General features: G+C 27.8%; 12 protein-coding genes and 1 tRNA gene. 3 read left to right on the top strand and 10 right to left on the bottom strand.

Annotated features, from left to right (window positions below):
• Positions 1 to 131: 131 nt before the first annotated feature.
• The 4 genes from Q0W06_RS08800 to rph form a co-directional block, all read right to left on the bottom strand.
• A tRNA-Pro gene (locus Q0W06_RS08800) sits at positions 132 to 207 on the bottom strand.
• Between the two features lie 283 nt (positions 208 to 490).
• A complete protein-coding gene (locus Q0W06_RS08795) occupies positions 491 to 967 on the bottom strand; it encodes a metallophosphoesterase (RefSeq protein WP_297633985.1) in 477 nt (158 codons plus the stop codon).
• Between the two features lie 11 nt (positions 968 to 978).
• Positions 979 to 1,590, bottom strand: a complete 612-nt coding sequence (locus tag Q0W06_RS08790) for an XTP/dITP diphosphatase (protein WP_297633982.1) — start codon at positions 1,588 to 1,590, stop codon at positions 979 to 981.
• A gap of 2 nt (positions 1,591 to 1,592) precedes the next feature.
• On the bottom strand, positions 1,593 to 2,336 hold the full coding sequence (rph, locus tag Q0W06_RS08785) for a ribonuclease PH (protein ID WP_297633979.1): 744 nt from the start codon (positions 2,334 to 2,336) through the stop codon (positions 1,593 to 1,595).
• Between the two features lie 172 nt (positions 2,337 to 2,508).
• On the opposite strand from rph, the gene Q0W06_RS08780 reads away from it, so the two are divergent.
• Positions 2,509 to 4,008, top strand: a complete 1,500-nt coding sequence (locus Q0W06_RS08780; protein WP_297633976.1) for a hypothetical protein — start codon at positions 2,509 to 2,511, stop codon at positions 4,006 to 4,008.
• Between the two features lie 79 nt (positions 4,009 to 4,087).
• On the opposite strand, the gene Q0W06_RS08775 is transcribed toward Q0W06_RS08780, so the two are convergent.
• A complete protein-coding gene (locus Q0W06_RS08775; protein WP_297633973.1) occupies positions 4,088 to 5,575 on the bottom strand; it encodes an ABC transporter substrate-binding protein in 1,488 nt (495 codons plus the stop codon).
• Between the two features lie 142 nt (positions 5,576 to 5,717).
• Here Q0W06_RS08775 and Q0W06_RS08770 point away from each other — a divergent pair, with 142 nt between their 5' ends.
• Positions 5,718 to 5,990, top strand: a complete 273-nt coding sequence (locus Q0W06_RS08770; protein WP_297633970.1) for a hypothetical protein — start codon at positions 5,718 to 5,720, stop codon at positions 5,988 to 5,990.
• 93 nt (positions 5,991 to 6,083) lie between these two features.
• On the opposite strand, the gene Q0W06_RS08765 is transcribed toward Q0W06_RS08770, so the two are convergent.
• The 5 genes from Q0W06_RS08765 to Q0W06_RS08745 all read right to left on the bottom strand — a co-directional run bounded on the left by Q0W06_RS08765 (position 6,084) and on the right by Q0W06_RS08745 (position 12,301).
• Positions 6,084 to 6,356 (bottom strand): hypothetical protein, encoded by a 273-nt coding sequence (locus tag Q0W06_RS08765; protein WP_297633967.1) that lies wholly within the window; start codon positions 6,354 to 6,356, stop codon positions 6,084 to 6,086.
• Between the two features lie 13 nt (positions 6,357 to 6,369).
• On the bottom strand, positions 6,370 to 8,355 hold the full coding sequence (gene ligA, locus Q0W06_RS08760; protein ID WP_297633965.1) for an NAD-dependent DNA ligase LigA: 1,986 nt from the start codon (positions 8,353 to 8,355) through the stop codon (positions 6,370 to 6,372).
• Positions 8,356 to 8,367: 12 nt separating this feature from the next.
• Positions 8,368 to 10,602: a DNA helicase PcrA gene (gene pcrA, locus Q0W06_RS08755; protein WP_297633962.1), complete on the bottom strand. Its 2,235-nt coding sequence runs from the start codon at positions 10,600 to 10,602 to the stop codon at positions 8,368 to 8,370.
• Between the two features lie 290 nt (positions 10,603 to 10,892).
• Positions 10,893 to 11,705: an AAC(3) family N-acetyltransferase gene (locus Q0W06_RS08750; RefSeq protein WP_297633959.1), complete on the bottom strand. Its 813-nt coding sequence runs from the start codon at positions 11,703 to 11,705 to the stop codon at positions 10,893 to 10,895.
• An 11-nt stretch (positions 11,706 to 11,716) separates the two neighbouring features.
• Positions 11,717 to 12,301: a pentapeptide repeat-containing protein gene (locus Q0W06_RS08745; protein ID WP_297633956.1), complete on the bottom strand. Its 585-nt coding sequence runs from the start codon at positions 12,299 to 12,301 to the stop codon at positions 11,717 to 11,719.
• Between the two features lie 174 nt (positions 12,302 to 12,475).
• Here Q0W06_RS08745 and Q0W06_RS08740 point away from each other — a divergent pair, with 174 nt between their 5' ends.
• The gene (locus tag Q0W06_RS08740; RefSeq protein ID WP_297633953.1) at positions 12,476 to 13,381 is read left to right on the top strand and encodes a radical SAM protein; all 906 of its coding nucleotides are present in this window, start codon (positions 12,476 to 12,478) and stop codon (positions 13,379 to 13,381) included.
• The last annotated feature ends 45 nt before the right edge of the window (positions 13,382 to 13,426 follow it).

Below are 13,426 nucleotides of genomic sequence, written 5' to 3'. Positions count from 1 at the left end.
CTCACCTTTCCAGCTTGGAAGGCTGGAGTATTACCGATATACGATACCCGCATATATTTTAAAGTTATCTGCCTTTTCATTATACTTCTTTTTAAAAATCTGTCAACCTCTTTTTGAAGTTAAGATTTTAATGGTCGGGGTGACAGGTCTCGAACCTGCGACCTCATGGTCCCAAACCATGCGCGCTACCATCTGCGCCACACCCCGGTATGTCTTTCTGAAAACTTGTTTGCCTCAGCGACAAGAATTATTCTACATTATCCTCACCTAACTGTCAACACTTTTTTCATCTTTTCTTTCATCTTTTCTCCATTTTGTTTCTTTATTAGGTTTTAATACATTTTTTTGTTAATGTATTAATATTTTCTTTGCTTATTCAATAATTTCCTATATATTATTAATGCTAATATTTAGCTTTTTAAAAAAATCCCCTTAAAAAAATTTTTCCAAGGAGATTTTTTTATTAATTTTAATTATTTAGATATATCTTTTATATTAGATATTCTATTTTTGCATCTATATTTCCATTGTCATCTATTTCTATAATTCCTATTGAATTTCCTTTTCCTTTAGATAATGATGCACTTCCTGGATTCATAATGAGCATATCATTAACTTCTTGTATCATCTCTACATGACTATGTCCAAACAATACTATATCTGTTCCTAATTCTTTTCCTCTGTAGTAAATATTATTAAAATCATTTTTAACCCCATATCTATCACCATGTGCCATAAATATTTTTTTATTTTGAATTTCTAATAATCTTTCTTTAGGATAATCGCCTTTAAAATCACAATTTCCATCTACTACATAAACCTCTCCATTAAATTTATCTTTAAATTTAGCTGCATCCGGTGAACAATCACCTAAATGTAATATTACATCTGCATTTTTCATTTTTTCAAAAGCTAAATTAATATATTTTTCTATACAATGTGTATCACTCATTACTCCTATTATCATTTTAGTCCTCCCTATAACAATTTTTTAATTTCTTCACCCAATTGTTTAAGTGCATTTCCTCTATGACTTATTTTGTTTTTTTCTTCTTTACTAGCTTCCCCAAAAGTTTTCTTTAACTCCTCATTAAAGAAAAGTGGATCATATCCAAATCCACCTGCACCATTCAACTCTTCTAAAATTTGTCCTTCAACTTCTCCATAAAAGCCCGTAGTGTCATTCTTATCATTCACAAGGGTAATATAACATATAAATTTTGCTCCCCTCTTATCTCCTTCTACACCACTTAATTCCCTTAATAATTTTTTATTGTTCTTTTCATCATTTCCATGCTCACCCGCATATCTAGCAGAATATACCCCTGGTGCCCCATTTAAATAATCTACCATTAATCCTGAATCGTCTGCCATTACGATAAAATTTTCTTTTCCTTTTGAAAGTAAATATTCTTTTATTTCATTTGCTTTTTTAAATGAGTTCGCTTTAAATGTATCTCCATCTTCTACTACATCGATATCAATACCTTCATCCTTTAATGACTTAATTTCTAAGCTTAAATCTTTTAATATTTCTTTTATTTCTTCTATCTTTTTTTCATTATTACTTGCTAGTATAAGCTTTGTCATTTTTATTCACCTGTTCCTATCCATAATGCATCCATTTTCAAAGCATTTTTCTGTATAGCTATCATTTGTTTTATTCCTTTTTCACCTAAGTCTAAAAGTTCATTTAGTTCTGCTCTAGTCATTGGACTCTCTTCCCCTGTTCCTTGTACTTCTACAAATTCACCTTCATCTGTTCCAATTATATTCATATCTACTTTTGCATTTGAATCTTCTTCATAACATAAATCTATTATTTTTTCTCCCTTTACTATACCAACACTTGTAGCTGCTACAAAACTTCTTATTGGATATACTTTAAAAGGTTTTTCTTTATGAATTTTATTTATAGCATCTACTAATGCTATAAATGCTCCTGATATAGATGTTGTTCTTGTTCCACCATCTGCTTGAATAACATCACAATCTATCCATAATGTTTTTTCACCTAACGCTTTTAAATTTACTACTGATCTTAATGCTCTTCCTATAAGTCTTTGAATCTCCATTGTTCTTCCATCTATTTTTAATCTTGCAATATCTCTAATTTTTCTAGTTCCTGTTGAACGTGGAAGCATATTATATTCAGCTGTTATCCATCCTTCTCCTTTTCCTTTTAAGAAAGGTGGAACTTTATCTTCCACTGATACATTACATAAAACTTTAGTATCTCCTACTTCTATATAAACAGAACCTTCTGCATATTTCGTATAATTTCTTGTTACTTTAACATTTCTTATTTGCTCATTTTTTCTGTTATCAATTCTCACGAATTTCACCATCCTATTTAAAATTCTTCTCTTAATATAATTATAATATCACTTCTATATAAGTTTATGTATAGTCTCCTCTCATTTAAATAATTTTTATTTAATTTTTATTCACATTCCAATGTATTTCTTCATAGTATTAATATGAGAATTATATAAGAGGTGAATTATTTTGAAATATATAGGACCATTTTTTAGAATGAATAGTCTTTCTCCCGAAGAAATTTGCGGTCAATTGTTCCATTTTTCTAAAGAATCAATGAAAACTATAGTTTTAAATTCTAGATGTGGATGTGTTTCACAACAAAAAAATTCTAAAAAAGATAGTTCTTTAGATAAATCAGGCATTATGCAAAAATACTCTCCCCTTCTATGTATTTATAGAAAGGCTTCTCCTAGTTTTATTCATAGTAAAACTTCTCAAGGATTTGATTCTTCTACCTTTAGAAGAGAAATTAATCCAACTACAAATGCATTAATGACCATGAGTGTTTTAGAATTAGCTGATTACTATTCTAAATTTAAAGATTCTTCTAAAGAAAAAGTTCTTCAAGAATTTTTTAGAGATGTTTCCAAAGAACAATTAGATTTTTACTATAATAATCTAAGAAATAATGAAGGAATTTTTGTTACTAAAAAAAATGTTTTTTCTACTGGTAATAAAGATGCTGCCTTGATTGATAAAAACAGAAAATTTATATTTAGTGATCAAGCATATATGATGGTTGCATATTACGTGCACTCTTCAACTACTGATGATGTAGATACTAAAAATGAATTTGAGAGTTTTTCTAATCAAATACTTCAAATGTTTGTTGATTACAAAGATGCCCTTTATGATCTTTCTTTTGATGAAGGATGTAAAACGCTCTTAGCTTTTAATATTTATTATAAGCATTCTAAAAATGATGAAATCTTACCTTTAATTATTGATTTATGTGAGTTTTTATGTAGCAAATTTAGTGAAAAAGATTATTATATTGATGCATTAGATTGCTGTGCTCTTTTTTCCATTAACTTGATATATTCATATGAACATACTAACCTATTTACTTTTAAAGAAAAATTTGATGAAATTATGCAAAAATTAATTTGTTTATATAATGAGGATGCAAATATAATACAAAAACTTACTGATAAGAAAGAAATCAAATATTCATCTTTTGATATTTGTTTTTATTTCATAGCTTTAATTTTATATACAGCTCATACCGATAAAAAACATGAGCATAAAAATATGATTTCAAATATTTATAAAAAATATATTTTAAATTCCGGTCTTATCACCAGTTGGCCTAAACCACCAACATTAGATGATACTGAAAGATATAGAGGATTTACTAATCTCTCAAAAGATATGATTGATGAGACATTTTTTTCTATGCCTAACTTAACTACTCCTGATGAAACAGGTATTGCACCAATTATCTTAAAGAATATAACTTATTCTTTAAAGAAAGATAAATTTGATGCTCCTAAAAAAGTTTTTGATAGTAATAAAAATATGTTTATTTTATTCTTATTTATGTTTGTTTTAAAAGAAAACTTCTATGATGAACTTGGTATAACTGAAAAAAATTCTGATGCTGAGAATTCTATAGAAGATTTAAAAAATGATTCCTCAGAATATGTAGAAGCTGAAATAGTTAATAATCCAACCGAAGTTATTTAATACCAAAAGCTCAATTCGGAATTTCTTTCCTAATTGAGCTTTTATTTTTATTAAAATTCTATTTTCTTAATAAATTTATTTATTCTTTTAATGTAAATTGTATATTTCCATAATAATCAAAATATATTTCTTTCACATTTTTTGAAACAGCAACATTTTTATTTTCAAAGTACAATGGTAATATTTGATATTCAGAAAATAATATATTTTCAAGTTCTTTAAAGTCTCCATTTGCTACCTTTGTTTTATCAAAAACTTTTTTTTGATTTTCAGTATACCAATATTCGAATTCCTCAAAAAATTCCGCTTTATTATCTGTTATAAGATTTGCATCTATTAATGTAACATTATATCTATCTTTCAAAGCTAAATTCTTGTATTCACTTTCTTTAACTAAAGTATATCTCAAACTTGTTTTCGTATTCTCTTTAAACCATGTCTGAATAAAATTACATATATTTCTGTTTTCTTGATTATCTAATGCCATAATAATTAGAACTTCTGGTAATTCTCCTGTAGTTTTTGTAGTTGAAACTTTTCTATTTTGAATGTTATTCAAATTACTTTTATCTTCTAAAAAATAACTATATTCCGCCATCTCTAAGTAATGTTCATTTTCTTTATAATACGTATTTATGGCTTCTATTAGATTCTTATATATTATTTTCCTCTCATTTAAATCCTGCTTTTTATCATTTGAGTTAATATATACATACTTTCCTTTCTTAGCTGGAAATGTTTTTAATTTTCCTTCTGTAAATAATCTATTTAATTGTTTTGATGGTGGATTTACAACTATATCAACTTCTCCTGTTTCAAATTTAGCCATTGAAACCTCTTCACTCATATCTCTTATAATATTCAATTCACTAGGTCCACTTCCCTTTGCATAAGATGATTTTTTTAAAATTATTTCATCATCTTTTACATTTCCAATCGTATAATCTCCTGAGCAAATTATTATTGAGTAGTTTGTTTTTATATCTTCCCATAGTTCTAAATTTTTTCTTAATTTATATACCGGTTTAGTTAATTCTTCTGTAAAGTTTTTATCGATTTCATTTAATCTAATGACAATTTTTCCTTCTGATTCTATCATAGCCAATTTTTCAGTATCGGTTCCCTTTGATTTTCTAAATTCCCTTGCTCCATATATGTTTAATATGCCTTCTATATTTTCTTCTTCCTCATTCAAAATTAATTCCTTAAAAAATCCTATTATTTCTTCTGCTTTTATTTCTTTTCCATCACTCCATTTTATATTTTCCTTTAATTTAAACTCATAATGAAGGCCTTTATCTTTTACTAATATTTCTTCAGCTAAATCATATTCAACTTTTCCTTCATTATTTTTCAAAACTAATCCTCTACTTGTAGTTGTTATTAAATCGCCCTCTCTTATAGAAAGACTATTTATATTTTTTAAATTATTACTTACATCACCTAATGCATATGTAAATGAATTTGTCTTTTCAGTTTCAGGCTCTTTATATACATCAATAAAACTTAATAATGTTATTCCAATTAATGCTGATCCTAAAATAGTTAATATTATTTTTTTCACCATAGTTTCTACCTCTCTTTATAATCCTTTTAATTATTAACATTTTCTTTTATTTGTAAACATATTTACGAATATTTCCCTTTATTTTGTTAACGTTATATAATAGTTGTGATATAATTAATTATTAATAATAGGAGGTCTAAACATGACTTTTTTAATAATAACAGTTTCAATTATAGGAATACTATTTATGCTAACATTCATGTTTATAGGAATTTGGTTATTTATAGTTGCACTAAAGTCTTATAACCAATTAAGATATAAAAATTACATTCTTGAAAAGATAAATGAAAAATTAAGCTTTATTGCTAATAGTAAGAAACATAAAGATGATGATTTTATAGAAGATGTTACAGAACTTCTTGATATATCAGAATTTGATAATATAAAAGACTTCGAAAAAAGAGAGCACCATTAATTGGTACTCTCTTTTTTGAGGGAAGAAATAAGAGGTAAAATGTATCAAATAAAAAGCTTCGCTTTTTTTCCTATACTACCTCTTCTCTATTCTCTACCTTACAGAACTAAATATAAAGAAAATAGATGAAAGACTAATACATCCGCATATAAATGGATATATATATTTTTTTCTTCCAAATTCCTCCATCCAAAATTTCATTCCCCACAGTATCATTGTTAATGCAATACAAACTTGTAGTGTTAAATATGTGCTGAATATATTTCCTAAGAATATAAATTGATAGGAAGTCAAAAATGTGCATATGATTACAATAGTTGAGACTACACTCATTACCATTCCTAATGCATTTACTATTTTTTTCATTTTTATAACTCTCCTATATCATAGTTTCAAATTCTTCTTCAGAAATAGTCGCTACTCCTAACTCTTCTGCTTTTGTAAGCTTTGAACCTGCTTCTTCACCATAAACTACATAATCAGTTTTTTTACTAACACTTCCTGAAACTTTTGCTCCTAATGATTCAAGTTTTTCTTTTATCTCTTTTCTTGAATATTTTTGCATAGTTCCTGTTACTACTACTGTTTTTCCTGAAAAAGTACTTTCCGTTACTTCTTTCTCTTCATAATATGGATTTACTCCAAGTGCTAATAGCTCATCTATTGTTTCTATAACTTTTTCTTCATGAAAAAAGTCTAAAACATTTTTAGCTACTATATCTCCAACATCTTGAACTAATACAAGTTCCTCAAATGTTGCAGCCTTAAGTCCAGCTATCGATTTAAATTTACCTACTAAATCTCTTGCTGTTTTAGCTCCTACATTTTGTATTCCTAATGCATATATGAATGCTTCTAAAGAACATTCTTTACTATTTTCTATAGAATCTAAAAGATTTTGTGCTTTTTTAGGTCCAAATTTCTCTAAATCTATTAAATCTTCTTTATTTAATTTATATAAATCGCAAATTGACTTTATATTAAGTTTTTCAAATAATTGCTCTGCTGTTCTTTCTGAAAACCCTGCTATATTCATAGCTTCTCTTGATCCATAATGTACTATCGTCTTAACCATTTGAGGCTTACAAGAAAGTGTATTTTCACAGAAATAATGTGCTCCTATTAAAGTCAAGTGACTTCCACAAGCTGGACATACTTCTGGTGGTAGTATCTCTTTTGATCCTTCTAAACTATCTGCCACTACTCCCATTATCTCTGGAATAACATCATTAGATCTTCTAACGAAAACTCTAGCACCTATTCTTACTTCTTTTTTCTTTATATCATCCATATTATTTAAAGTTGCTCTTTTAACAGTAACTCCTGCAAGTTCAACTGGCTCTAATATAGCTGTTGGCGCTACTCTTCCACTTCTTCCTATATTCCACTCTACATCTAAAAGTTCTGTAGTTGCCTCTTGTGCTTCAAACTTATATGCTATAGCCCATTTAGGAAATTTTACTGTATATCCTAAAAGTTCTCTAGTTTTTATATCATCTATAGCTAGTACTAATCCATCAATATCATAATTTAAAGAAAATCTTATATCTTTTATATAATTTATTTCTCTTTGGATATCTTCAATAGTTGCACATGTAACCGCATATTCATCTATTGGAAATCCATTGCTTTTTATAAAATTTAGCATCTCTGTATAAGTCTTAAAACTTTCTCCTTCTTTATACCCTACATCATAGAAAAAAGCTGAAAGATTTCTTCTTGCCGTTTCTTTTACATTAAGATTTCTAAGTGCTCCTGCTGCACCATTTCTAAGATTTTTTAATGGTGTTATTGCAGTCTCATTATATTTTTCAAATGCTTCTGTAGTCATTACAGCTTCACCATGTATCTCAAATACATCTCTAGTATTTATTTTTAATGGTATGCTTTTTATAGTCTTAACTTGTGCTGTAACATTTTCTCCTATAGAACCTGTTCCTCTTGTAGCTCCTGTAACTAATACTCCATCTTCATCATATGTTAAGTTTACTGTAAGTCCATCAAACTTTTTAGTTGCTATATATTTTAAATCTGGTAATTCCTCACCTTTAGCTCTCATTTCATTTACGAACTTTATATTTCTGTTATGCCATTCTATTATTTCTTCAATACTTTGTGCTTTATCTAAACTCCAAAGTTTAGCTTTATGTGTATATTTAGAAAATCCTCCTAATATAGTATCTCCAACTCTCACAGTTGGAGAGTAAGGTAACACTAAATTTAATTCTTTTTCTAAGTTCGCTAATTCATCATATTTTAAATCATATTCTTTATCACTAACTGTTGGATTATCTAATGAATAATATTCGTATGCATATCTATTAAGCTCTTCTATCAGTGCTTCCATTTTTTCTCTCTTATCCATTTAAAAAGCCTCCTATATTAACTCTAAATTTGCCATTGAAAGCATTAATGTTTTAATCCCCTGTTTATCAAAAACAATTGTTAGTTTTTTATCACCATTTGATTCTGCTACAGAAACTACTGTTCCAGTTCCAAATTTATCGTGATTAACTTTTTTTCCAACCGATATTTCTGAACTATTTAATGAACTTCCTGTCATTTTTGTTTTTGGTTTATTATATGGGCTTATTCCACCTCTTAATCCATGTGGATTTTGATTTTTGGGTGGAGTATTATAATAGTTAGCTGTTTTTGATGTAGATACTTTTCCACCACCATTTACAAACTCTTTTAAATCAAATCTAATTTCATTTATAAAGTCTGATTGGCTATATGATGTTATTCTACCAAATAGCATTCTTTTTTCTGCTGAAGTCATATATAAGGATTCTTTTGCTCTAGTTATTCCTACATAACAAAGTCTTCTTGATTCTTCCATTTGACTTTGCTCATTTATATCTGTCATACTTGGAAATAACCCATTTTCCATTCCCACCATAAATACATACGGGAATTCTAATCCTTTTGCACTATGAAGAGTCATTAGCACTACATAATCCTCTTCTTCTGTTTCTTTATCTGCATCTTGTACTAATGCAACATTTTCTAAATAATCTGAAAGTGTGTTTTCTTCTGGATTATCTTTTTCAAATTGCACTGCATCTGATACAAGTTCTTTTAAGTTTTCTATTCTACTTTTATCTTCTATTTCTTCTGATTTTTCTAGTTCAACTAAATATCCACTTTCTTTTAAAATATTTTCTATAAGCATTGAAGGTGGCATACTTTCAGCTAAAATCACAAAGTTATCCATAAGACTTGTAAACTTCTCTATAGATGAACAGTTTCTAGCTGTTAATGTACTTATAGTTCTAACTTCTCCTAAAGCATCCCAAAGATTTAACCCAAACTCTTCTGCAAATGTTTGAACTTTATCTAATGTTGCTGCTCCTATACTTCTCTTCGGAACATTTATAACTCTCTTTATACTTACATCATCTTGGGGATTTACTAAAATTTTAAGGTATGCAAGCATATCTTTAATTTCTTTTCTATCATAGAATTTAGTTCCACCTATAATTTTATATGGAATTCCTCTTCTTCTAAAACATTCCTCAAAATTACGAGACTGTGCATTAGTTCTGTAAAGCACTGCAAAATCTTTATATTTAGAGTCTTCATTTTTTTCTATAAGCTCTTTAATTTCTCTAGCTGCAAAATCTGCTTCTTCTTTATCTGAAAAAGCTCTATAAACTTTAATTTTACTTCCCGATTCCTGTTCTGTTCTAAGTGCTTTATCTTTTCTTCTTGAATTATTAACTATAACTTCATTAGCTGCATCTAAAATATTTCCTTTTGATCTATAGTTTTGCTCAAGTTTAATTACTTTGCATTCTGGATAGTCTTTTTCAAAATCTAATATATTTTGAATATCTGCCCCTCTCCATTGATAGATACATTGGTCATCATCTCCAACAACACAAATATTCTTGTATCTTTTAGCTAACATTTTAACTAATTCATACTGTGCTCCATTTGTATCTTGATACTCATCTACCATGATGTATTGGAATTTATTTTGATAAAATTCTAAAGTTTCTGTACTTTCTTTAAACAGTTCTACTGTTTTAAAGATTAAATCATCAAAATCTAATGCATTATTTTCCTTTAATCTTTTTTGATACATAGCATATACATCTGCTATTTTCTTTTCTCTAAAGTTTTGTTCATTTTCTCTCATGAAGGCTGCTGGTGTTTGCATTATATCCTTTGCTCTTCCGATTTTCCCCATAACTTCTTGAAGTGTTATGTCTTTTTCATTTATGTTAAGTGCTTTTATACATTCTTTTAAAAGAACTTTTTGATCTGATGTATCATAAATAGTAAAGCTCGATTTATATCCTAGCTTATCTATATCTCTTCTTAATATACGTACACATGTTGAGTGAAATGTTGATATCCACATTGAATCAGCTTTTTCCCCTATAATAGCACGAACTCTATCTCTCATCTCTTTAGATGCTTTATTTGTAAAAGTTATGGCTAAAATTTTCCAAGGAGCTATTCCTAAATCGTCTATCATATGAGCCATTCTATAAGTTAAAACTCTAGTTTTTCCTGAACCCGCTCCAGCAAGTATCAAGACCTGACCTTCAACTGTTGATGCCCCCTCATATTGCTCTTTATTTAAAAGTGATTTTAAATCCAAATTTAAATCCTCCCTTCAGATTTAAGTTTTCTAATTAAATTCAATAATTATTTTACGGAAAAAAACTAGCTTTAAAGCTAGTTTTAACAAAATTATAAAATAAAATATCTATTTAATCTATTAACCTTAAAATTAATAATATTAACTTATATTTATAGGCTAATTTTATTTTTTTATATAGCTATTTTTAATACTTAACTATATTAAATTTCTTATCTTAAAGTATATCACATTTACTTACTCTATTCCAAAAAGAAGAGGGTTTATTTTTTTAATATAGAACATACATTCTAGTATATACTAACATTTTTAAAATATTCTACACCAAAATCAACAGCCTCTTTCATAGAAAATATTTTTACTTTTGCATTTCCAATTTGATTTTTAATTACATTTCCTTTTTCTTCAAAACCTTCTCCCACAAACATAAATAGTTCTGTTTTAAATTCAATATCCTCATACTTTTTAAATTTTCTTTCTCCATTCTCTATTATAGGAGATATTTGAGTAATTTTTTCCCCATTTCCAGCTCTGTATTCACTTAAATGAAATGCAGTATTTACATCATATTCCACGCCTATAAATAAAACTTTAAAATTCAACTCATACATTTTCTTTAAAGGACTACCTTCTCCTAGTGAATATTCTAATGTATGTTCCTTTGTTACTTCTTCTGCTTCTCTTCCCCATGCTGAAAAAGAAACAGTAGGATGATAGCTTCTTAATACATCCCCTCTACATCTAAAGTTCTCAACTATTTTTCCCATTCCATAAGTCTCTGTTTTTTCCCTATCAAATGCTGGCATTTCATCTCTTATAGTTTCAAACCATTCATTTGGTACTGGTGGATTCCCCCAAAATACAGGATCCACTAAATCTCCACTATGTGTTGGCATTGCTATAGTCCCCTCTTCCCCTATAACTTCCATAAGAGAATCTACAACTGTTCTTGCTCCACCTGCTACCCATCCTAATGAGCTTAATTTTGAATGAACTAAAATTTTATCACCTTTTTTTAATCCAATTTCATTAAACTTTTTAATTAAAAAAGATTTTGTAACCGGTTCCTTTGTTTCCTCGATTATTCTCTCTAAATTTTCCATGTAAAATCCTCCTATTTAACTATAATATCAAAGTCTCTTAATAGACCTAAAACTTCTGGCATAGAAAATTTTGCTTTCTTTATTTTATTTCTTTCTGGATTTATAACATAATCCATAGCTTCTGAAAAATCTGCTCTACTCAAATTTGTATTTTCAAAAATTGATTCACTTAATGATGAATTTTTAAATTTAGCTTCTCTTAAATCACAATTCATAAAATCGGCTCCTGTTACGTTACAAGAAGTAAATTTAACTTTCGGAATTTTAAGACCGGCAAAACTACAGCTTTGAATTAATGATTTTCTAAATTCAAAATCTAATATAAAAGTATCACATTTAGTAAAATCTAACCCAACTATCTTACAATCTATAAAAATAACTCCTCTAAGCTTTGAATTGCTTAATTTAGTTAACGTAAAGTTGCATTCTTTAAATGTACATCCATCAAACGTACATTCATTAAAATCTGCACCAGTAAAATCACATCTATTAAATGTACAGTTTTCAAGAATAATATCATTTAAATTACTATTTCTATTTTCAAGTCTTTCAAAAAGTTCCCCATTATATTCATATTCATCCAAAATTTTATTCATTTAATATTCACCACTTTCTTTTTATTTATATTATTTTAACTCTTACCTTAAAACATTTCTAGCAAATTAGGTTACAATTACAAAAATCTTCTCTTTTATTTCTATATCCTTTCTTTGCATTTCATATTATTTCTCATCTATAATATTATATATAATCAGAAAGGAGGTACTTTTATGACTAATTATAATATTTTTAAAAGTTGTTCCCTTTGTCTAAGAAACTGTAATATAGATAGAACAGCTGGTCAAATAGGTCCTTGTATGTCTAATGATAAAATTTTAGCTGCTCGTGCAGAGTTACACTTTTGGGAGGAGCCACCTATATCACTTGATACAGGCTCTGGAACAGTATTTTTTTCTAATTGCAATTTAAAGTGTGTTTTTTGCCAAAATCATGATATAAGCCAAGAAAAAAAAGGTAAAGAAATTACAGTTGAAAGGCTTGCTGAAATATTTTTAGAATTACAAAGCAAAAATGCTAATAATATCAACTTAGTAACACCAACTCATTATGTACCTTTAATAATTGAAGCCATTAAGATTGCCAAAGATAATGGACTAACTCTCCCTATTCTCTATAATACTAATGGCTATGATTCATTGGAGACCATAAAAATGTTGGATGGATATATTGATGTATATCTTCCTGATTTTAAATATTTTGATGATAAATATGCAATAAAATATTCTAGTGCTAAAGGGTATCGCGAAAATGTAATAACTATACTTAAAGAAATGTATTCTCAAGTTGGAAAAAATAAATTTGATGAAAAAGGTAGAATGATTAAAGGGATGATTGTTCGGCATTTAATGCTACCTGGTCTTTTATTTGACTCTAAGAAAGTTATAGATACAATTTATACCCTATTTGGTGATAATGTATATATAAGTATTATGAGTCAATATACACCTATGTTTAAAGCATTAGATTTCAAAGAGATTTCAAAGCCCTTAAACCCTAAAGTTTATGAATCATTAATTAACTATGCAGCAGAACTTGGTATTACAAATGCCTTTATTCAAGACAGTAATTCTAGTACTACTGATTTTGTTCCGAACTTTAATTTTCAAGGACTATAAATTTTATTTTCTAAAATGTATTTTTTCTCTTCTATATTTATATAC

It is taken from the genome of uncultured Clostridium sp. (assembly GCF_947072515.1).
GTDB lineage: Bacteria > Bacillota > Clostridia > Clostridiales > Clostridiaceae > Clostridium.
This window is presented reverse-complemented; position numbering and strand designations above follow the sequence as displayed.